Consider the following 22218-nt stretch of genomic DNA (forward strand, 5'->3'; position numbering starts at 1 on the left):
CATGGCTTGGGACGATGCGCGATTCTACAAATTGCCTTCCACATCGATCCCGTCCGCCGTCTCAAGCGTTTTCGAGGCCCATGCCACGAATCGGTCCATAAACGATCGCAAATCCGGTTCCTCGAACGTTTGCAGGTTCAGTTCGTCCAGCACGCTGAGCCATACTGCTTTGCTTATCGGATTATCGAAACAATGGTCGAAGCTTTCCATCATCTCTCCGCGATGCATGTCCTCCAGCGGAAAATATCGTTCCAACACCTCCAGAATCGGCACAAAATCTTCCGCGTAGATAAACAACATTTCTTCTTCTACCACCTGGGACTGAGCTTGTTCATCCATATACAATGGGGAGAGGGTATAACCGATATTCCTGCCGGGTCCCTCGTAACGGTATAGAAGTACAGGTATTTGCTTCTTTGGTTGCCGTGTCATGGGCAAGTCCCCCCCTATCTCCGAGTTTTAACCGTATGCCTAGTGTCGCATCCACAATCAATGGATCGCTTTAACTGACCCTATCACAGCTCATTACGGCTCTTCAACAGCCACATTTTCGTCTTCTGTCATTTCTTTTAGCGAGCGGTCCAGCCATAGCTCATACCAGTCCAAAAATCCAAGCCGCTCCGCATTGCCGAAATAATGGTCAGGATAAATGCCATTGCTGTTGCCGCGGTCATCCGTCCAGATCTCGCCGTAAGACTCGCCTTTGACGATCAAATTGATCGACACCCCGCAGCCGAAATTGCTGATTCGCAGCATGCCCGCAGACCACTTCGGATCATAATATTCGTGCTCCAACGCGGCCCATTCGTCTTCGTCCTTGCTATCATCATACCAGTCATAATCCCAGTTCCATGCTTCCGTGAACAGAAAAGGATCTGAGATCGCATTCAGCTCGTCCGGGTAATCCAATACCGCATACACGCCATCCTCCGGCTTCTCCAGGCCATAGAACGGCCCTGCTCCGCCAGCGCCAATCGTCGAAAGAAATTCCCTGTACCCGTCAGGCAGCCGGATGTCCCACTTCCGTTCAAATGCTGTGATCTGCTCCTGAGTCATGACAGGCAGCATTTCATATTCGTGATGATCCGCCCCGAACAATTCAAGCTCAGCATCAAGCACTCTTAAAAGGCTCCATTTCTCGCGGATGCGCGTCAATTGTTCATTCATCCAATCCTGCCTCCCCAGATTCAACATCTCCCAAAAAGAGCCCTATGTATGCCTGACTCTTCCAACATCCTGTTAAATCCGGATGCATACCTTCCATTAATTATCATATCGTTTATTATATCAAGCCACCCGCTTCGGTTAAAGGAACTATGGAGCTATTCCCCGCTTGCCCCGGATTACCCGTATTCTATTTTCACGGATCATGCCGCATCTCTTCATTTCCTTGATAAAATTGACGATATATCCTATACTTACTTTTTTTGAATCTGGTGGAGGAAGCCATGTCGATCAACCTTAGAAGAGAACCGTTTCGTTATACTTTAAAAGAACCACTCGACTTTGACATCTATATTCTCAGCATAAACGGTGTATCTGCGCCGCATAAACCGATTCAAGCCGAATTATGCGATATTAGCCGTTCCGGATGCCAATTGTCGTTCCCGCTCGCTCTGCACGTCGAGAGCAACAACATCCGAATCGGAATGGATATGACTTTGTCCGAGGATCCCATCCATTTGGAAGGCCTGATCCGTTGGGGCCAGCAAATTGACGGCAAGTGGCATTACGGCGTGCAGCTCGATATGACCGAAGGCAACAGCGAACGTTTCTATAAAGAGATGCGCATGCTTGCCGGCCAAGGCCGAATCATCGTCAAGTGAGTAACACGCGGCATGTCGCCACCCTTGATCTTAACGAAAATCAAGTCAGCTGATTGCATTTGTTGGATTCGGAGCAAATGCGAAAACCAGCGAGCATGAACACCCTGCATACGGTTGAAGTCGTATGCAGGGTGTTTTGGCATTCCGGGTTAGAAACAGGTAAACGAGCCGATCTGCTGCAGATCTATGCCAGTGTACATCCAGAAGAAACCGGTCCAGCGGAAGCCGGCTACCGAGTTTCTGCCGACGAATATGGGGTACATCCAGAAACCGGGACCGCGAGTCGGCCAAATGTACGTATAACGGAACAAGCACCCGGATATAGCTCCCGGATCTACCGCGAACGCCGAAACAGGCTGCTGGGGAGTAAACGAAGGCGGCGGCGAGGTAGGAGCCTGCACTCCTTGCGGTCCGCCACCACCACCGCCAGGGAAAAACGGTGGCGCTGAAGGACCGCCGGGACCGCCTGGTCCAAATCCTCCAGGACCACCAGGTCCAAATCCGCCGGGGCCTCCACCAGGACCTCCGGGTCCAAAAATTCCTCCAGGTCCTACACCAGGTCCGCCCGGTCCTCCGGGTCCAAAAGGGGGAAACATTGCCATGCAAAATCACTCCAGTTCATTAGGCTAATGCATAGTATGTAGGCACCCGTGTAGAAGAACCGGGCAAATGCCCATTTATATGCCGAAAAAAAAGTGAAACCCAAATGTTTGACCTGCTGGAATCCGCCCCTTCCGTTGGATGCTTCCGTCATTCTCGTCGAAAACAGCAACAGCGGCACTTCCCGATAAATCCGGAAGTACCGCTGTTGCCTTAGGTCGTTTATGCTTTGGCCGTGTAGATCAACTCTTTTTCTTTGATCATTGTGCGTCCAGCCGATTCAATGGTGGAGTATTGGTGCATGTTGGTGATGATCACCGGTGTAATCGTGTTATATCCCGCTTTTTCGATCTCTTCGCGGTCAAACTCCATCAACACGTCGCCAACGGTCACCTTCGCGCCAGCTTGTACTTTTGGCGTGAAAAATTGCCCTTTCAATTTCACTGTATCGATTCCGATATGGATCAGCATCTCTGCCCCTTCGTCACTGACAAGACCGATGGCATGTCCGCTCTTTGAAAGGGAGAATACGGTACCATTGACCGGCGATACAGCACGACTGCCAGCAGGCTGGATCGCAAAACCTTTACCCATGATTTCTTCGGAGAATGCAGGGTCAGGCACCTCGCTAAGCGATTTGACTTCCCCATCCATCGGGCTGAAGATTTGTGCAGCTTGAACCGTGCTTGGAGCTTCGACGACAGCTGCAGGTGCGGAAGAAGTGCTGTTGTCCGCAACCGGTGCAGCAGGTGCAGCCGCCGGAGCGTCTTCTTCTTTGATTCCCAAAATGTACGTAATCAGCGCTGCGGCCGCCATCGCAATCAGACCGCCGACAATGGCCAAGATCAATGTGCTGATCGCCGGACTAATGAAGGCAGCAACGCCCGGCAAACCGACCAGACCTGTAATGACGTAAGCTTTGACATGGAAAATCCCCATAAATGCACCGCCGATCGCTCCTCCAAGCAGAGCAGCAATAAACGGCTTTTTATATTTCATGTTTACGCCATACATGGCAGGTTCGGTGATCCCCATAATCGCCGTCAACCCTGTAGAGAAGGCCAACGATTTGGATTGCAGGTTTTTGGCGCGGAATCCGACACCGAGCGCACCGCCGGCTTGAGCCCAGTTGGCTACAAACATCAGCGGTATGATAAAGTCATAACCCAGGCTTGTAATGGAGCCGATAACGATCGGCGTAAGGGCATAGTGCATCCCTGTAATAATGAGCAGCGACATCGTTCCGCCAATCAGAATGCTGGCAACGATAGACATGTTATCGAACAGCCATGAAATACCGCCAGACAATCCGTTACCAATAATGGAACCCAGCGGCCCAATGGCAATCAACGTGAGTGGAACCATGATCAACAGCGTTACCGTAGGTACAACGATCAATTTCAGCGAAGCATGCGTGATGCGGTCAACCGCTTTTTCCACGTAGGATGCAATCCAGATCGCAATAACGATCGGAATCACCGTGGACGAGTACGTTGCGGCGACGACTTTAATACCTGCGAAAGACGAATCTCCGTTAGCAAGCAATGCCGTAATCGTCGGGTGCATGATGCCCGCGCCCAGAGCCGCGCCGATAAACATGTTGCTGCCCAATTTTTTGGCTGCGCTGACTGCCAGAATGATGGGCAGGAAGTAGAATGCGCCATCACCGATCGCAGACAAGATGATATACGTGGAGCTGGAATCGCTCATCCAGCCAAGGGCTACCAGGATCGCCACGATCCCTTTGATCATACCCGCGCCCGTGATGGCCGGCAGGATCGGCGTGAACATCCCCGCGATGAAATCAAACAAAGCACTTACGGGATTTCTTTTCTTTTTTGTTCCGGTCGAAGCTCCTTCTCCTGTCGGAGCCTTGCTCATATTACTCACAAGCGCGTTGTATACGACGGGTACGTCGTTCCCGATGATGACCTGGAACTGTCCGCCGTTTTCCATGACGCCCATAACGCCCGGTGTATTTTTCAGCGTCGCTTTGTCCGCTTTTTTGTTGTCGTTCAAGTTGAATCTCAATCTGGTCATACAGTGCGTGACTTGGTCAATATTTTCTTCGCCGCCAACCAGCTTCAGGATCTCTTTGGACAATTGTTGTTTATCCATTGCGTATTGCTCCTTTGATGTGTAATGAAAGGTGTAAAAAAAACCTAAACACTGGATAATGAGAGAGCCGCCCGGCTTATCATTATACAACGTTTAGGTTTTGCCTTTTTTGGTTAGTAACAATCCCAATGTTATTCGATTGTTTGTTCATTGCGGACGACCCGTTCAATATGAATCGTCAAGTACAGCACTTCTTCCTTGGAAAGGACCCGGCCATAGATTTTGCGCGTATAATCGCTGATCTTCACCGCACAGGCATGCGCCTCGGGGTATTGCTTGCTGACCAGATCATGAAGCGGATTGTCTTCCACCTTGTCTTCGATCGACGTGCCTTGCAGCACGCGCTGGGCGAAGAACTTCAGATGGGTCAAGAAGCGATAATAGCTCAGAGAGTCCTCATCCAGTTCCACGACAAAGCTCCGTCTGACAATGTTAAGAATATCTTTCACGATATTCGTAATGCTGATCGTTTCGCGCATCTCGCCGTTCATTTGGGCATTTACCAGATGCATGGCGATAAATGCACACTCGTCTTCAGGCAGCAACACGCCTAACGTTTCCTCAATAATCTGAAGTGCCTTAAGCCCGATCGCATATTCCTTGCGGTACATGCGCTTGATCTCCCAAAACAATGCGTTGCGAAGCTGCATACCCTGACGATGGCGATCAATGGCGAAATGAATATGGTCGGTCAGCGAAATGTAAATGCTCTCATGCAATTTCTCGCCAAGCACCGTTTCCGCATAGCGGATAATCTCGTCCGAGCACTCGACATATTCGACAGGAATATCGGACAGAAGCGTTTTCAGTTTCTGGGATACTTCCTTGCTTTCCAACGAGAATATTTTTTCGACCAGACTTTCGTCAATCGATTCACCTGTATGCTTTTTGAACGCAATTCCACGTCCCATGACAACAAGCTCGTTGCCTGCGGGATCGACCACGGTAACTACGTTGTTGTTCAGCACCTTCTCGATTTTCATTTCTTCACATCACCTTGCACCGTCAAAGTAGTAAAAGGCAAAACCCCGGCAGGGCAATAAGATGTCCCTGCTTCTGGTTTTGCCTGATTGAACAGTAACAATCCAGTATTCATTAGCCTTAGGCCCATACTACCATACATTAATGAATCTGACAAGGTTTTTGTGAAAGCGGTTAATGATGCCGAAACGTATGCGTGGAGATGCTCTTCAACCCACCCCAGAAAACCGAATGAGTCAGATTATTGCTTTTTCAGGCTTGCGCCATTGGTACTATGGACCTCTTTTCATCTCGGCTGTCGATACGCTCCCCCCAGGTCGAAGCAGCTCCCTGTCGAAACGCAAAAAACGGGCAAAACGCCAGCCAAAAGCAGGCTTTCGGAGCACGGCTCCATAAGCGACCTGTTTTCGCATTGGGTTTTGCCCGCCACTATGCGGTTACAATCCATCTATAGTATAGAGAAAGTTATTTTTGCAATTACAGCTGCTCGCCATTGCTTGCAATGACATTTTTGTACCAGTCAAAAGAATCCTTTTTCGAACGGGCCAGCGTACCATTTCCTTCATCGTCCAGATCAACGTAAATGAAACCGTAACGTTTAGACATTTCGGACGTGGACATGCTCACGAGGTCGATGGGTCCCCATGCCGTAAAACCCATGAGTTCAACGCCGTCTTTAACGGCTTCCTTCATTTGTTCGATGTGTTTTTTGAGGTAGTCGATGCGGTAAGAGTCATGGATGGAACCGTCCTCTTCCACTTTATCGTATGCCCCAAGTCCGTTTTCAACGATAAATAGCGGCTTCTGATAACGATCCCAGAAGTTGTTGAGCGTTATGCGCAGACCGATCGGGTCGATTTCCCATCCCCAGTCGGACGCTTCCAAATAAGGATTTTTCACGCCTCCGGTCAAGTTGCCGGATGTTTCCGCTTCGGTCGCCGACGCCGATTTGGTCACGGACATATAATAGCTGAAGGAGATGAAATCCACGGTGTTGTTCTCCATGATTTCTTCGTCGCCTGGCTGGATGTCGATCACAATGTTGTTTTCTTCGAAATAACGCGCCATGTAGTTCGGATATTTGCCGCGAGCATGCATATCCGTGAAGAACAGGTTGATTTGGTTCTCGAATTGCGCCAAACGCACGTCAACCGGATTACATGTGTTTGCATAAGTTTCCATGCGAGCCAGCATGCAGCCCACTTTTACGTCAGGAATGATCTCATGCGCCAATTTCGTTACGGTTGCACTTGCTACAAATTGGTGGTGCAGTGCTTGATACGTCGTTTGCAGCTTATTATCCACTTTATCGATCAAGATGCCCCCGCCAGTATACGGGCTGAAGAGCATCACGTTGATTTCGTTGAACGTCAGCCAATATTTGACTTTGTCTTTGTAGCGTTTGAACACCGTTTCAGCGTATCTTACGTAATGTCCGATGACTTCACGGCCAGCCCAACCGTTGTATTTTAGGGTCAAACCGAGCGGAGTTTCATAGTGAGACAGCGTAACGAGCGGCTCGATGCCATGCTTCAACAACTCATCGAACACTTCATCGTAAAATTTCAGACCCGCTTCGTTCGGTTCCGCATCATAACCGTTCGGGAAAATGCGCGCCCAATGGATCGACATACGGAACACTTTGAAGCCCATTTCCGCAAACAAAGCGATATCTTCTTTGAAACGATGGTAGAAATCGATGCCGAAGCGTTTCGGGAAACGTTCTTCGATTTTGCCCGCCAGGATTTCTTCGATCCGGGAAGAGGAAATTTCCATGGCGTGTCCGCCTGTGCGTTTCTCTTTCGGCACGTGGGCGATCATGTCTGCCGTGGACAATCCTTTGCCGTCTTTATCAAAAGCGCCTTCCAATTGGTTCGCCGCCGTTGCGCCTCCCCAGAGGAAATTTTCAGGAAATCCTTTTCTTGCTGTAATCATGAGCAACAACCTCTTTTCGGATAGATATACATGATGGTTTTGCCGGAAAACAAGAAAAACCTAAACTCAAGGTAAAATAGCGCCTAATAAAAGGAGCGTTCATTTCACCATCAGTTTAGGTTTTGCCTGTCTTCGCAGTAACAACCCATCACACGATGTTATGGATCATATGTTGTTTTTAGCTGTGATGTAAGCGTAACATAATTGCTTTTCGAAATCAACTTGTCCTTCAGCATGAACTTGTTCAAAACTGTTTTTGGGACCTGAGTCACCGGAGCATCGCAGCATGGCAGCTCTCGACGTATCGATATCCCGCCAATTAGTTTAGTTCGTTTTCAGGACTTTCGTCGCCCTAAAAGCCGGGATGCTTTGCGTGGCCCAATCCAGCGTGCGCTCTCCCATGCCCCATAACAGCACTGGTTTATGTCGTCCAGAATTCCCAGCCGTGCCGCCTGTTCCAGCCGTTCTCTCCCAAGGCCCTGGCTCTTTTCTTCAAACAACGCTGCGAATGCATCCTGATGTTTTGAATGGTTTTGAATTACACTCTGCAAGGTAAATATCTTTCATACTCATGTAAGTGTCCTTCCTGTTTTCTGGGGCCATCCACCCCATCTGTTCGATTTGCGGATTTCATTCTTAAGCTCCTTGAAACAAAACTCTCAAATAGTAGACTATTCTTTAACGTGTTTTCATAGAGATATAGAGAGTCAAGGAGGAAGCAGCAGTGACTGAAGAAATAAATACATCCGGTTGGGACGCCATCGAAGCAGCCTGCACCGAAGTATACGGAGCTCAGGAGCCCAAACATTATGGCACGGCCATCCCTTACATGCTTGGCGGACCTGATCCGCTGGATGGCATTAGCGTCTATCAGGCCGAGGCGCCTGTCCCTCATTGGCATTTCGTGACCTATGGTTTTTCCGAGCTTTATGAGAAGGAATCGGAAAACAAGGAATGGAGCGGCTATGGATTCGAACTCACCTTTCGTCTGCTGAGAAATGAAAATGACACCGAACCTCCTGCCTGGGCGCTCAATCTTCTGCAAAATATGGGACGCTACGTCTTCAATAGCGGGAATGTCTTTCATGCCGGGGATTACCTGGATGCCAACGGCCCGATCTGTCTCGGATCCGATACGCTGCTGACAGCGCTGGCTTTCGTGGAGGACGAGGATCTCAAGGAATGCTCCAGTCCCAATGGGCGAGTGCAGTTTCTGCAAATGATCGGCATCACCGGACCGGAACTCGAAACGATGCAAACGTGGAATACGCGTGGATTTCTTGCCGCCTGTAAAGCGTATATGCCGAAGTACATCACGGATTTGGCAAGAAACTCGTACGAACAGCTCCCTTCGGTGGCGAAAGCCGTGCAGCACGGCATTGCGGAGGAAGGATCAAGCACGGCATTTTTGTACATTCAACAGCTTGGTTGGACTGCCGGACGGAAGCGTATGCTGCAAAAGAATATTCCTGCAGAACTGCAGCTCGGAGCCAAACAGGCCGGTTTGATCGGCAAAATATTGCACAGCCGCATTTCAAAAAAAGCGCCTCTGTCCCTTATCGGTCCCGACCTCAACGTAACCTTCGAAGCCGGGGAGGATGCCTCGATCCATGAGGATGAGGGCCGGATAACGATAACGGTTCATGAGCAGGCCGTTGCGGAACTATGCGAACAATTGCGACCCAAAGCACGGACATTCGAGCTCGCCTCGCTGCCGGGCATTCTTTTCCGCATCGAACCGACGGAAATCAAAGATCAGGAAGGTCGCGTCGTCGAAACGATCGGTTAATCAGCAAGGAGGAAAACATGTCATCCAACACAGCAACTTTGAGGAAACGATGGGCATGCCCCGGTAGTTCTTCGAAGCCAGCCATACAATATGTAACTCACGACCATCTCAACGTTGTAATTCAAATCAATCATGTTCTGATTCAAGCCTTCCGGGACAGCCTCTCGGCAATCAAAGCAAACTTGACCGCATCCCATCTCTTTCTCTTAACCGATTCGGAGGGTGTATTGCTGGATCTGGAATACAGCAGCGACCTTGAACAGGAGGTTTTACGATCACCGATTCGCAAGGGCATGGTATTTACCGCCGAAAGCTGCGGCACTAACGCCATTTCGGAAACGATGGACTTCAATCAAGCGACCTTTTTGCCTCCAGAGAGGCATGAGAGTCCTCTGTTTCAACAATGGCATTGTTACGCCACACCATTGTCCATAGGCTCGGGGCATGCCGGATATTTGGACGTATCGACCATCGATGCGCACATGCAAGGTGAACTGATTGCCATCGCCAAGCTGATTCCGGCTCAAATGCAGAACTGTTACGAAAACCTGGCAGCGCAAGAGGGAGTCGGCGAAACGGGCATAGAATTCACGGAAAGGCAGCGCACCATTTTGAAGTTGATCGCCCGGGGACTGACGGTCAAGGCGATTGCCCTCAAGCTCAAAATCAAGGAATGCACCGTCAACCACCATAAAAAAGTCATTTTCAACAAATTGGGCGTTCAATCGAGCACGGAGGCCGTTTCGCTGGCGAGCCGCCTTTCATGCCTGTAAGCCACCTATAGATTTCTATAGGTGTGATACGGGAACGTTTGTTGCTATACTTTTTGCATGGAATCGCCTAACAGGGAAAAAACAGGCATATTTATTTTACAGGAGGGTATTATGTTTACAACCAAAAAGATGTCTTTAATTGCCATGCTGATCATGGTTATGCTCGTAGCTGCCGCTTGCGGCGACAAGGCGAAGGAAAGTAACAGCGCAGAAGAAAAGGTCCAAACGGAAAACGCCGCAAAGACGGACAATGCTGCCACCGATGATGCAAAGAAAGAAGCAGCGGATAACGAAACAGCCGATAACGAAGCAGGAGAAAGCAAAGAAACATCCGCGGAAGCTTCCACGGACGAAGACAAAACCAAAAACGTCGAGCTGGGCACGACCGAAAAAGGATCTTATACGAATGATTACTTTGGCGTATCCCTGAAATTTCCCGAAACGTGGGAGTTCCAGGACGCTGCCGGAATGAACGAGCTGACGAATGCTTCTTCCGAAGCGATTGCTGGCGACGATGCAACGAAGAAGAAACAGATGGAGCTGTCGATGCAAAAAACGCTGAACCTGTTGATGGCATCGGAATTGCCGCTCGGTGGTCAAGAAGTTGGACCGTCCGCGATGGCCATTGCCGAGAAAGTAAGCCTGCTGCAAGGTATTCGCAACGGCAAGGATTATCTCGAAGCCACCAAAAAATTCATGCAGGACAGCCAGTTCCCGTATGAATACAACGATATCACTACCGAAACCATCGGCGGCAAAGAGATGGATCTGATGAAAATCACGATGGATGCCGGCAATGGCACCACCCTTACGCAGGAATACTACAGCACCATTCTTGAGGGCTATGCTTTCAACTTCATCTTTACGTATTTGGATGACAAGAGCAAAGCCACCATTGATGAAATTAAACAATCCGTGCAATTCAAATAATCGTTTGAAGCGAACGCCCATGCAAGCTTGAAGCAGCCCCGTGTCCATGATCGGCAACGATCGGGACCGGGGCTGTTTGTTTAGGATCACTCCGAATGCGAATGCATAATGCTGTGCTGCAATAACGTTCAAGCTTCACCCCACTACCCTCGGCCCTCTTACCCCGACATCGCTACCCAGTGTCCTTCCGTGACTTCGACCCAGCGGGATTGCTCCAGGTTGTAACGATCTCCGCCGTTTTCCCCGGCGTTGTCCTCTGCGGCAATGCGTTTTTTCTTCGACTCCACGGCCGGATCGGGTACCGGAATTGCCGAAAGCAGCGCTTTGGTATAGGCATGCTGCGGGTTGGAGTATAATTCCTCGCTTTCCGCCAGCTCCACGATTTTGCCTTGATACATGACGGCCACGCGGTCGCTGATATGTTTGACCATCGACAGGTCATGCGCAATGAACAGATATGTCAGGCCAAGGCGCTGCTGCAGTTCCTGGAGCAGTTGCACGATTTGAGACTGAATGGATACGTCGAGGGCGGACAGGGGTTCATCACACACGATAAACTCCGGCTCCACGGCCAATGCCCGGGCGATGCCGATGCGCTGGCGCTGCCCGCCCGAAAATTCATGCGGATAACGATGCGCATGGGACGGATCTAATCCCACCAGTTCCAGCAATTCTTCCACCCGTTTCTCCCGTTCGGACGTACTGCTGACGAGTTGATGAATATCCAGCGCCTCGCCGATAATGTCCATAATTTTGAATTTGGGATTGAGCGATGCATACGGATCCTGGAATATGATCTGCATATGGCGTCTCATCTTTTTCATTTCCTGCTTGGAAAGACGGCTCATCGGCACGCCTTTGAACAATACCTCGCCGCCTGTAGGTTCGTGCAGCCTTAGAATGGCACGGCCCGTCGTTGATTTGCCGCTGCCTGATTCCCCGACCACGCCTAACGTTTCCCCTTGCCGGATGTGGAAGCTGATATCGTTGACGGCCTTCAGCGTATTGCCTTTGCCGAGATTGAAATGCTGGCGAAGCGATTGGACTTCAAGAAGCGGCGCTGCGTCCTCTCCATGGCCCGCTACAAGCGAAGCGGGCTTCGGTTTTTTCTTTTCGTCCAGCCGCGGCAGCGCATTCAGGAGCTTGATCGTGTAAGGATGCTTCGGATGGGCAAAAATTTCAGCCGTCGTGCCCGTTTCCACGATTTCACCGTTTTTCATAACGACGACGCGGTCGCACATCCCCGCCACAACCCCCAAGTCGTGCGTAATGAGAATGATCGACGTGCCGAGCTGCTCCTGCATATTTTTCATCAAATTCAGAATTTGTGCCTGAATGGTCACGTCGAGCGCCGTTGTCGGTTCATCCGCAATCAACAGCTCAGGGCGGCAAGCCAAAGCGATGGCGATCATCACCCGCTGGCGCATGCCTCCGGAAAATTCATGCGGATATTGGTTATATCGTACCTCGCTATGCGGAATGCCCACCAATTTCAGCATCTCGATCGCTTGTTTCTTCGCTTCCCGTTTGGATAAACGCTGGTGTTTGATCAGACTTTCCGCGATTTGTTTTCCGATCTTCACGGTCGGATTAAGCGAGCTCATCGGGTCCTGAAAGATCATGCCGATGTCGCGCCCGCGGATGCTTTCCATTTCCTTCTGCGTTTTGTGGGCCAGGTCCGTGCCTTTGAACAAAATCTCCCCGCTCTTCATCTGCGAAGGCGGAGACGGAAGCAGCCTCATGATCGAACGCGCCGTGACGCTCTTGCCGCTGCCTGATTCTCCGACGATGCCCAGCGTCTCGCCCTTGCGCACCTCGAACGACACCCCTCGGACCGCATGGAACTCGTCTTCACCTGAATGAAAAGAGACGGAAAGATCATTGATTTTCAATAAAGGCTGCATGCCGTCACCTGCTCTCTTTCAATTTATGGATTGCACTCATATGTACCGATTTCCACGTCTTGACAATGTTTGAACCCTGAAATAATATATACTATATTCATCGGAATAATGCAATTTAAACTTCAGCGAAAGGGGGATTACTACATTTGAACGTTGCAGAAGGCAGCAAAACGTCACGGCTAGCGGACACCTTGGGTTTCATTTACGGCAAAATGCTGCAGCACCCCTCGTACCGATATGTTCTGTTCATACTAGGTCTGCCGATCCATTTGATCGTGCTTTTTGTATGGCTTAAGGAACGAAAGCAGGATGGCTGGCTCGCTGCCGAGCAGGCCGCAAGGCAGGATCTGCTCGATCCATCCTATCGCGATTCGTTGCGCTCCCGGGTGGAAGATCAGCTCAGGCGCAAGCACCTGTTCTTCAAACAGCAGGTCAGCGAGCAGGAATTCAAACGCCAGGCTGATGAGTGGATGGAAGAAACGTTTCGAAAGGAACTCCGGGAACGTACCGCCATTCGTCTTCAAGAGCAAGGACGGCAGCGGTTAACTTTGGCGGATGCGTACCGCTCGTTGATCAGCCACCGTTGGTTTCTGGCGCTCTCGATCATTCCGGGATGTCTGATGTATCTCATGTTGTTCTTGTACGGGAATTCGTACCTCAAGTACATATTCGAAAGGATTTTGATGACGGTATTCGTCATCTTCGGCGTAGCTACGCTTGTCTTCACCATTTTGTACCTGTCCCCGTTTAACCCAGCGGCGAACATCTTGGGCGAAACAGCGACGCCGGAACAGATCGCGAACTTTAATCGCGTGTATGGGCTGGATCAGTCCTACCTGTCTCAACTGTGGAACAACATCAAGGGAATCGCGCTGTTCGATTTGGGCAAATCCTTCACCGGGAACGAAGACGTCACGGCAACGATTGCCAGAAAATTCCCGATCACGCTGACCTTGGCGGCTATTTCGCTGCTGCTGGCACTGGTGATCGCTCTGCCGATCGGCATTATTTCGGCGATCAAGCCGAATTCATGGTTCGATTATACGTTTATGTTTATCGCACTCATCGGGTTGTCCATTCCGAACTTTTGGCAAGGCCTTATCTTTATTCTGAATTTTTCGATCAAAATGCAGTGGCTGCCCCCTACCTTCAATCCGCAAAATTGGCTATCCATCATCATGCCAACGATTGTGCTGGGAACGGGACTGACGGCGGCGGTGGCCCGTATGACGCGTTCTTCCACCCTGGAGGTCATTCATGAGGATTACGTCATGACAGCCCGAGCCAAAGGTTTGAACGAACGCACCGTCATATTGAAACACGCCGTTCGCAATGCGCTCATCCCGATTATCACGGTAGTTGGCTTGCAATTTGGGGGCATGCTCGGCGGAGCGGCCGTCACGGAAAAAGTGTTCAATATTAGCGGACTCGGCAGCTACATCGTCGACAAACAATTTATACCTGATATTCCGAGTATAATGGGCGGAGTAGTATACACTGCCATTACGATTTCCATCATCAACGTCATCGTTGATCTGTTGTATGCCTTCATTGATCCGCGTGTACGTTCCAAGATGAAACAATATTAAAGCAGGTGCATCATGACAAAATCGGATTCTACCCTATCGTCCATGCGCTTCCGGCTGAAGTCTTCGCAGGAATACCGTCAGGCAGGCTTCGCCTGGATCGCCACCGTATTGTTGACTTTGCTGCTGCTGTTGAACAGTTACGACTGGAGCCTCGGGGAGATGAAGCCCTTTGTGCTCACGGCAGCGTTGGTTTATCTGTTTTTCGTGCTCGTCCAGACGTTGCTGACGCTGAAGCTTCGAGGCGATTTGCTCCAACATGGACAGGTCGGCACGCTCGTTCGCGGACTGGCCTGGGTTCAGCTTCTGGCCGCGTTGTCCGGCAACATTTTCATCGCTGCGTCCGCATTCCATCTGATCCGGAAGCAGAAGAGCATCGAATATACGTTTGCGGTGTATATGCTGCTCACCCAACTATTCGTGATCGGCGTATCCGCATTGAACGTGTTCAAACCGTACGTGTCCGATACATTCCTACCTTCGATGGGAGCACTGCTGGGGCTGCTTGCAGCCGAGTTGGGCGTGCTCATTTGCATATCCCGTTATCCCGTTCAACGCCATCTTCCGCGTTGGATGACATGGCTGGGTATTCTGCTGATCCTGATCACCGTCACGGGCAATCTGTTCGCGCTGCTGCTCGGCATTTCGATCATCGGCCGCATCCGTCGGCAGGGAAAACAGAAATCGAACTTCTGGAACGACCTGTGGACCAGGCTCGCTTCCAATATCACGGCAATGTCCGGCCTGTTCTTCATCGTCTTCCTGTTCGCGATGTCGATCTGCAGCCTGTATACCTTTGACTATGGCATGGCCGTGGAAAACGACTACTCGGCGCTCTTGCAGCCGCCTTCCCTGGCTTATCCGCTCGGGACCGACGATTTCGGGCGCGACCTGTTCTCCCGCATCGTATTCGGAGCCAGAATCTCGCTCATCGTGGGCTGCTTGTCAACGCTTATTCCCGTCGTGATCGGCGGCGTATTGGGCGCTGTCTCGGGATTCTACGGCAGGCATACGGATAACATCATCATGCGGCTGCTCGACATTCTTTATGCCATTCCGGGCATTCTGCTGGCGATCGCCATCATTGCCGCCTTCGGCGCCAATACAGTGAACCTGATTCTCGCGCTCAGTCTGGGAGCCATACCAACGTATGCCCGTACGATGAGAGCCAGCGTACTGTACGTCTCCACGTTTGAATTCGTGGAAGCCGCTCGTGCGCTCGGTTATAACAACCGTACCCTAATTTTCAAACACATCATTCCGAACTCGCTCGCCCCGATGATCGTCAAATCGACCCTGACCATCGGCGGCGCCGTCATTGCAACCAGCAGCTTGAGTTATCTCGGACTCGGCGTGGAGCCGCACATTCCGGAATGGGGCAACATTCTCAAATTGGGCAGCACGTATCTGGAAACCCATTCGTACCTGGCGATCTATCCGGGGCTCGCCATCATTCTGCTGGTGCTCTCATTCAATTTCCTGGGTGACGGATTGCGCGATGCCCTGGATCCAAAGCTGGAAAAGGCGTAAAACCAAACGACCCGCTTAGCCAAAAATGAGCAATATCCTTTGTTTCGATATTTGCGGAATCAAGCATAGGCATGAATCATCTTTCTTTTATCTGACATTATCGTGGAGGTTATGACATGAAATTAAACAAACGTACGCTATTCTCGCTGCTGCTCGTGCTGGTCATCGTGATTTCCGGCTGCAGCGTCAAAACCAAATCGGATGCCCAAACAACGGAGACGCCTTCCAATACGGCGGAAACGACGGATCAAACGCCGGTTGACATCGAATTGCTGGCCCAAAGCTCAAGCGAAAACGACGTAAACATCATTCGCGATCAGCTGACCAAAAATGGTTTCAACGTCAAGTTGAACCTGCAGCCCGACTATGGCAGCTACAAGTCCCAGCAGGACGCCGGAAACTATGACATCGCCTTGTCCAGCTGGACGACGGTAACCGGCAACCCGGATTACGCGGTTCGTTCCCTTTTCAAAACCGGCGGGGATTACAGCATTCTGGCCGACGAGGAAGTCGACAAACTGATCGACCAAGCCGCCACCCAAACGCCGGATCAATACAAAGAAACGTATAAACAATTGGAGCAGCGTCTGGTGACGGACCAAGCCTATATCGTACCGCTGTACAATTCGTTGAAAAGCCAAGCCTTGAATCAAGAGGTCCTGAACGCGGATACGGTACGTCTGTCCAAATCACGGGCCATGGCCTGGGAACCGATTGAGTTCAAAGACAGCTCTCTGAACGCCAAACAGCCTTTGATTCTGACGCAAAGCGCGTCCGTCCTGACTTCCCTTGACCCGATCAAAGGCAACGACGGTTCCATCAACCAGTTGAACACCAACATGTATGTGCGTCTGGTGAACTTGACGGACGATGACCAAATCACGCCGGAAGCCTCCCTTTCCCATAATTACAGCATTGCGGACGGCAATTCCGAATACTATTTCATCCTGCGCGACGACATCAACTTCGCGAAGATCGAAAACAAAAAAGCGGTGGACACCGGCGAACGCGTAGGCGCGGACGATGTCATCTTCTCCCTGGATCGCGCCAAAAATAAAGATTCCGTGCCGGATCACCGGACATACAGCCTGCATGAGCATATCAAAACGGTAGAACTGGTCACCGATCTGGCCGCGCTCGAATCGACGCAGCAATCCGGCGGCGGCGGCTCCGTCAAAGACGCACTGGAGAAAGGATTGGACAGCAAAATCTCCGAACTGGTATCCGACAAAACAAAGGCCGACAACAAAGCCGGAAAATATCAAGTGGTCAAATTAACAACCACCGAACCTTTCCCGCAAGTATTGAACTACCTGGCTCACCAATCGGCAGGCATCGTGTCCAAGAAACAGGTCGAAAGCATCAATACGTATGATGTGGCATCGTTTGACGTGAACAAGGACATTCCTTACGGAGACCAAAATACGGTAACCGAAGGCGCGGCTTACAACAATACGCTGTACACGAGCGGTCCTTACATCCTGTCTTACAAAAACGACTACGAAGGCGTGTTCCTGAAAAATCCCGGCTATCGCCCAGGCTCTGAATATGCGCCTAAAATTTCTCAAGTCAACGTTCGCTTCATCGCCGATGCGGACAGCGCCCTTTCCGCCCTGCGCAGCGGCGAGATCCACGTTTACTACGGCGTCCCTGAAACGAAGTACGACATTATCGAAGGCGACAGCAAATTGAAGCTGCAAAGCATGCAAAGCAATGCCGTGAGCTACCTGTTGTTCAACACGGCCAACCGCGACGTAGCCAAAAGCAGCGATCTGAGAAAAGCGGTCCTGTATTCCATCAACCAGGATGACATTCTGCAATTTTACAAAAACAACAAACTCAAAGCTTACTCCACCGTTAGCCCGCTCGTTCAAACCGGAAACGAATTGAAGGCCGACCCGGCAAAAGTGAAAGAGTTCCTGGCCGCATACAAAGCTTCAAAGTAAGCCTTATGCAGGGCGGTTTGATCAAAGCCGCATCTCTGGCCCTGCCGAACCCGGACTAATCCCCGTCTGATCCTTTGGACATCAAACAGCCTCTCCCGCACGCCATGTCGGCTCGCAGGAGAGGCTGTTTTTCACATTTACATCGTTTGATCCAATCGGTCTTCATTACATATCGGCACTTCCCGAAAATATTGTGTCATAACCCCCCCACTCTTCCTGTGCTCTATTTCACGAAAACTTCCCCGGGCAGAAAGAATAACATGGAAAAACTTGATAACGGAACATATGTTCGCTATAATATAAATACTATCCTGTACATACGCGAGGCATAACATGGACGAAAATTTTATCAAGGAACTGCGGGAAACGAGCCGCGAGGACAGAAGAAGGTCCGAACTGATTATTTTGGGCATGAAAGAAACGTTAAAGGTCAGGAAGGAACAAGGGCGTTTAAAGCGATGGCTTGGATTCAAGAGAGCGGAGAAGAGAATACTGCGACGATTCAACGACTCCCATTTTACCGATTCCAAATAATCGAAAGGCAAGCACATTAGCGCGAACGATATGTAAGGCATTCCATGCCAAAGAACGTTTCGACATTTGTTCAATAAGAAAAACAACGATTCGCAATTTTTCTTTTGCGGTCATAGCCTTGTTCAACTTTAACTTTGCCAAAAACGGGTACCATTCCATAGGTTAAATTCAAAACAGGAGGCCGGGGCGGCCTCCTGTTCTTCATTCCGTGTTAATGTAATGGAGTTATGGCAAGATTGCGAAGGAGCGAACCGGGAAGCCGGATGCCTTTTCGGCCTTGGGCACGATATTAAAGATGACGGCTCCCTTGGCAGGCACTTGGTCCAAATTCTTCAGCAGCTCCACCTGGTATGTATCTTGAGCAAGCACGTAATACTCTGCCAGCAGCGATCCGTTTTTCTGGTAATCGACCGCCGCATCCGTATCAAACGTTTCGTGGCCGATCGCCTGAATGCGGCGCTCCTGGAACAAAAACTCCAATGCCCCGACAGACCAGCCCGGTGCATGGCTGTTGCCTTCGGCATCCTTGTTGTCGAACTGCTCATGGCTTGGCCAGCGTTTGCTCCAATCGGTGCGCAGCGCCACGAAACTGCCCGGCTCGATCGTCCCGTGCTCCTCCTCGAATGCGAGAATGTGCTCCACATTCAGCGTAAAATCGGAGTTCGCCGCAACCGCTTCGGATTGGTCAATAACAACGAGCGGCAGCACAAGCTCCTTCAAATCCAGCTCTTCCAGATATCGAGTATCCCGAACGAAATGGATTGGCGCGTCCAGATGTGTGCCGTATTGCCCAGGAAATGTGAAGCTCTGCGCGAAAAAGCCCTGGTCATGATTGAACAACGTATCAAATCGCGCAGCATCAAAGGCGGAGAAATGCGGTGATTCCGGACCGAAGGTATGGGTCAGGTCAACCCATTTTTTCTGTTTCAATAGCTGCAAGGCTTGTAAAAGTTCGTTCGACATTTGAAATCACCTCATGCGTATATTGGAATAAATTTCTCCTATTATATCCCATCCCCTCGGATTTGTGGAGTATCCCCATGTGGAATATATGAAATAAAAAATTCCAATAATGTTCGGTCATATGTCCCCACAAGCGAAAAAGCCGTGCCTAGGGCACGACTTTCCCAACAATATGATGTCTTTCCGTTGTCTTTGGGGTCTGTACACATCTCCCCCGTATCCAAGCAAGACTCAGGGTATTTCATCTGCCACCTTATTTCTAATACGCTTCCTTCTACGCTTCTTTATTTTGCTTCTTTACTGAGATTTCTCACGAGCTTCCTCACTTTGCTTCTTGCTGCCCCTTTTCCGAAAACGCTCGTATTGCTTGTAAACCCATGGCGACTCCTTCGTCAGAATTGGGCCAAGCACGGCCAGAATCAACACGTACAGCACGGCAAACGACTGAATGGAGGCCATTAGGCCTCCCGCTTTGCCGATGTTGGCCATGATGATCGAGAACTCTCCCCGCGACACCAGCGTAAATCCTACGTTCAGCGAAGCTTTGGGCGACATGCCGGACAGCCTGCCCGCAATCATGCCGGCACCGTAGTTGCATACAATCGTCAGCACAACGGCGAGCACCGTCATGCCCACCGCTCCCCCAAGCGAGGCAGGTTCGATCGTCAAGCCAAACCCGAAGAAAAAAATCGCGCCGAAAAAATCTTTGAACGGCATCACCTGATGCTCGATCCGGGAAGCATGCCTGGACTCACCCAGCACAAGCCCCATCATCAGCGCACCGATGGCTTCGGCAACATGCAGCGTTTCGGAGAATCCAGCCACGAGAAACAGCAAGGTCATGACCGTTAACAGAAACAGCTCCGATGATTTGATGTTCAGCGCTTTGTCGATGTACTTGATGCATTTCCGTCCAACGACGAGGAACACCACGATAAACAGCAGTGCCGACAAACACACCAGCAGCACGCTTAAGAACGAAGTCGCTCCGCTAAGCACAAGACCTGTCAAAATGGAAATATGAATGGCAATGAACAGATCATCGAACATGATCATGCCCATGATGATTTCCGTTTCCGGATTTGCGGTGCGCTTCAGATCGACCAGTACCTTGGCCACGATGGCGGTAGAGGAACTGGTCATGATGCCGCATACCACCAGCGTTTCTTTCAGCGGCAGATCCGCCAGCCAGCCCAGGAGCAGACCTGAAGCAAAATTCAAGCCCACATAGAACATGCCCCCGGTCAGAATGGCTTTGCCCGACTTCATGAGCCGGGACACCGAAAATTCCAGCCCAAGATAAAACAGCAAAAACAGTATGCCCAACCTGCCCATGAATTCGATAAAGGTTGAGCTTTCAATAAAACGCAAATCCACGATGCCCCACTGGGGGGCATGCGGACCGACAGCCATGCCGATCAGAATATAGAACGGAATGACCGAAAAACGCAATCGTGCGGATATAAGCCCCGTAAGTGTAATCAGCGCAACGGCAATTCCCACTTCGAATATGAGCTTATCCATGGGCTACAGCCCTCCGGTAGCGAGCAATTGCTTCAGTTGCCTGATCTGATCCCGCTCTCCTGCAACAACGACGGTTGCTCCGGCCGCAAACGTATACTCTGGCCCCGGATTAAATTGTTTGGTGCGGCTCCGCTCTACTACGGCGAGCACGACGGCACCCGTCGCCTGCCGGATATTCAGTTCTCCGATCGTTCTGCCTATGCTTGCCGAGTGCGGCTCGATTCGCAGCCATTCGATGAGCAGGCCCTCCAGCATGACTTCACGTTCGTTCTGGAACTGGGGTTTGTAGGTCATACCGCCAATAATGGCCGCGACGGCGCGTGCTTCATCATCATCCAACGTTACGAGCGAAAGCATGTCGCCCAGCTCCTCCGGATGGTCCCCTGCTTCCATATGAAAGAGATCCCGCCGCTCGTCGTTATGCACGACGATGACCAAATGTTCGCCGCTGCGGGTATGAAGCCAATATTTCCTGCCGATGCCCGGCAGGTCCGTTTCCTTAAAGTGCATGGTCGACACCTCCAGCCGCCGGTGTATCCGGCACCGGGTCAGACATGCTGATCTGCGTGATCCGTATGCGCATGGAGCCCGATGGCGTGCTGACGGCCCTCACTTCTCCTTTCCGCCCCAGCAGCAATTGGTGGCCTACCGGGGACAAGAAGGAGATGCGCCCTTGGTCCGGATCGGCTTCATCCGGCATCGTAATCATGAAAGAGTCCGAAGTGTGAAAATCGATGTACTCAAAGCCCACGCTGCTGCCGATGAGAACCATCGAATCCAGCTCGCCATCCGGCTCCTGCAACAATTTCTCAACGCACTGCGTATACGCCTTCAACAGCCGCTCCATGTGGGTACGTTCCGGTTCGCGCACGTCAAAATAGGCGTCAAGAAACGCTCGTTTCTCTTCCCCCAGCGTAATCAGCTGCGCAACCAGCTTCTCTCTGCAATTTTGCACTTGAGACCTACGGTTCATAATAGATCTCACCTCCAATCCACGCCTTTCTCTCCACGTTGCTGCCCGAATGTTGATTTTTCATGCTGCTTTTCCTCCCTTTTTAGCATTAATGACCCCGGAATCCGTGGTCGTAATACCATCTTACCAAATTGAATTTTTTAATCCAGCCTATTTCATTTAACTTCACGTTATCAACATAAAGTCACTTGCAATCATGAGGTACATCACATGTATCCTTGACATCGCATGACAGTTTCATAGAAGTTTTTAATTGCGTCATAAAAAACATTTTATGGGTTTTCATCTCGTATTTTTATGATCTTT

General features: G+C 50.6%; 19 protein-coding genes. 8 read left to right on the forward strand and 11 right to left on the reverse strand.

Annotated features, from left to right (window positions below):
- Positions 1-24 precede the first annotated feature (24 nt).
- Complete coding sequence (locus MKY59_RS23295; protein WP_339273992.1) at positions 25-432, reverse strand: hypothetical protein; 408 nt, start codon at positions 430-432, stop codon at positions 25-27.
- 93 nt (positions 433-525) lie between these two features.
- Positions 526-1167, reverse strand: coding sequence for an SMI1/KNR4 family protein (locus tag MKY59_RS23300; protein ID WP_236415749.1), 642 nt, complete (start codon positions 1165-1167; stop codon positions 526-528).
- A gap of 281 nt (positions 1168-1448) precedes the next feature.
- Here MKY59_RS23300 and MKY59_RS23305 point away from each other — a divergent pair, with 281 nt between their 5' ends.
- A complete protein-coding gene (locus MKY59_RS23305) occupies positions 1449-1826 on the forward strand; it encodes a PilZ domain-containing protein (protein WP_236415748.1) in 378 nt (125 codons plus the stop codon).
- A gap of 149 nt (positions 1827-1975) precedes the next feature.
- On the opposite strand, the gene MKY59_RS23310 is transcribed toward MKY59_RS23305, so the two are convergent.
- From MKY59_RS23310 to MKY59_RS23325, 4 genes are all read right to left on the reverse strand, one after another.
- Positions 1976-2428: a collagen-like protein gene (locus MKY59_RS23310; protein WP_339273993.1), complete on the reverse strand. Its 453-nt coding sequence runs from the start codon at positions 2426-2428 to the stop codon at positions 1976-1978.
- Positions 2429-2648: 220 nt separating this feature from the next.
- On the reverse strand, positions 2649-4544 hold the full coding sequence (locus tag MKY59_RS23315) for a beta-glucoside-specific PTS transporter subunit IIABC (protein ID WP_339273994.1): 1896 nt from the start codon (positions 4542-4544) through the stop codon (positions 2649-2651).
- A gap of 131 nt (positions 4545-4675) precedes the next feature.
- A complete protein-coding gene (locus MKY59_RS23320; RefSeq protein WP_236415745.1) occupies positions 4676-5527 on the reverse strand; it encodes a PRD domain-containing protein in 852 nt (283 codons plus the stop codon).
- Positions 5528-6002: 475 nt separating this feature from the next.
- A complete protein-coding gene (locus MKY59_RS23325) occupies positions 6003-7460 on the reverse strand; it encodes a glycoside hydrolase family 1 protein (RefSeq protein WP_236415744.1) in 1458 nt (485 codons plus the stop codon).
- Between the two features lie 724 nt (positions 7461-8184).
- On the opposite strand from MKY59_RS23325, the gene MKY59_RS23330 reads away from it, so the two are divergent.
- The 3 genes from MKY59_RS23330 to MKY59_RS23340 all read left to right on the forward strand — a co-directional run bounded on the left by MKY59_RS23330 (position 8185) and on the right by MKY59_RS23340 (position 10952).
- On the forward strand, positions 8185-9249 hold the full coding sequence (locus MKY59_RS23330; protein ID WP_339273995.1) for a suppressor of fused domain protein: 1065 nt from the start codon (positions 8185-8187) through the stop codon (positions 9247-9249).
- A gap of 17 nt (positions 9250-9266) precedes the next feature.
- On the forward strand, positions 9267-10022 hold the full coding sequence (locus MKY59_RS23335) for a LuxR C-terminal-related transcriptional regulator (protein ID WP_339273996.1): 756 nt from the start codon (positions 9267-9269) through the stop codon (positions 10020-10022).
- Between the two features lie 111 nt (positions 10023-10133).
- Complete coding sequence (locus MKY59_RS23340) at positions 10134-10952, forward strand: hypothetical protein (protein WP_236415740.1); 819 nt, start codon at positions 10134-10136, stop codon at positions 10950-10952.
- Positions 10953-11110: 158 nt separating this feature from the next.
- On the opposite strand, the gene MKY59_RS23345 is transcribed toward MKY59_RS23340, so the two are convergent.
- Positions 11111-12856: an ABC transporter ATP-binding protein gene (locus MKY59_RS23345; protein ID WP_339273997.1), complete on the reverse strand. Its 1746-nt coding sequence runs from the start codon at positions 12854-12856 to the stop codon at positions 11111-11113.
- Positions 12857-13002: 146 nt separating this feature from the next.
- Here MKY59_RS23345 and MKY59_RS23350 point away from each other — a divergent pair, with 146 nt between their 5' ends.
- The 4 genes from MKY59_RS23350 to MKY59_RS23365 all read left to right on the forward strand — a co-directional run bounded on the left by MKY59_RS23350 (position 13003) and on the right by MKY59_RS23365 (position 18452).
- Positions 13003-14445: an ABC transporter permease gene (locus MKY59_RS23350; RefSeq protein ID WP_339273998.1), complete on the forward strand. Its 1443-nt coding sequence runs from the start codon at positions 13003-13005 to the stop codon at positions 14443-14445.
- A 12-nt stretch (positions 14446-14457) separates the two neighbouring features.
- Entirely contained in the window at positions 14458-15972 is a 1515-nt protein-coding gene (locus MKY59_RS23355; protein WP_339273999.1) for an ABC transporter permease, read from the forward strand.
- A 116-nt stretch (positions 15973-16088) separates the two neighbouring features.
- Positions 16089-17918 carry an ABC transporter substrate-binding protein gene (locus MKY59_RS23360; protein ID WP_236415736.1) on the forward strand — a complete coding sequence of 610 codons (1830 nt, stop codon included), beginning with the start codon at positions 16089-16091 and terminating at the stop codon, positions 17916-17918.
- 333 nt (positions 17919-18251) lie between these two features.
- Complete coding sequence (locus MKY59_RS23365) at positions 18252-18452, forward strand: hypothetical protein (RefSeq protein ID WP_236415735.1); 201 nt, start codon at positions 18252-18254, stop codon at positions 18450-18452.
- Between the two features lie 225 nt (positions 18453-18677).
- On the opposite strand, the gene MKY59_RS23370 is transcribed toward MKY59_RS23365, so the two are convergent.
- The 4 genes from MKY59_RS23370 to MKY59_RS23385 form a co-directional block, all read right to left on the reverse strand.
- Positions 18678-19415 carry a cyclase family protein gene (locus MKY59_RS23370; protein ID WP_339274000.1) on the reverse strand — a complete coding sequence of 246 codons (738 nt, stop codon included), beginning with the start codon at positions 19413-19415 and terminating at the stop codon, positions 18678-18680.
- Between the two features lie 297 nt (positions 19416-19712).
- Entirely contained in the window at positions 19713-20939 is a 1227-nt protein-coding gene (locus MKY59_RS23375; protein ID WP_339274001.1) for a cation:proton antiporter, read from the reverse strand.
- 3 nt (positions 20940-20942) lie between these two features.
- The gene (locus MKY59_RS23380) at positions 20943-21449 is read right to left on the reverse strand and encodes a cation:proton antiporter regulatory subunit (RefSeq protein ID WP_339274002.1); all 507 of its coding nucleotides are present in this window, start codon (positions 21447-21449) and stop codon (positions 20943-20945) included.
- The gene (locus MKY59_RS23385) at positions 21439-21912 is read right to left on the reverse strand and encodes a GreA/GreB family elongation factor (RefSeq protein WP_236415729.1); all 474 of its coding nucleotides are present in this window, start codon (positions 21910-21912) and stop codon (positions 21439-21441) included. The genes MKY59_RS23380 and MKY59_RS23385 overlap by 11 nt, the downstream gene beginning before the upstream one ends.
- Positions 21913-22218 lie beyond the last annotated feature (306 nt).

Origin of the sequence: Paenibacillus sp. FSL W8-0426 (genome assembly GCF_037969725.1) — a bacterium.
In the GTDB taxonomy this organism is placed as follows: Bacteria; Bacillota; Bacilli; order Paenibacillales; family Paenibacillaceae; genus Paenibacillus; species Paenibacillus hubeiensis.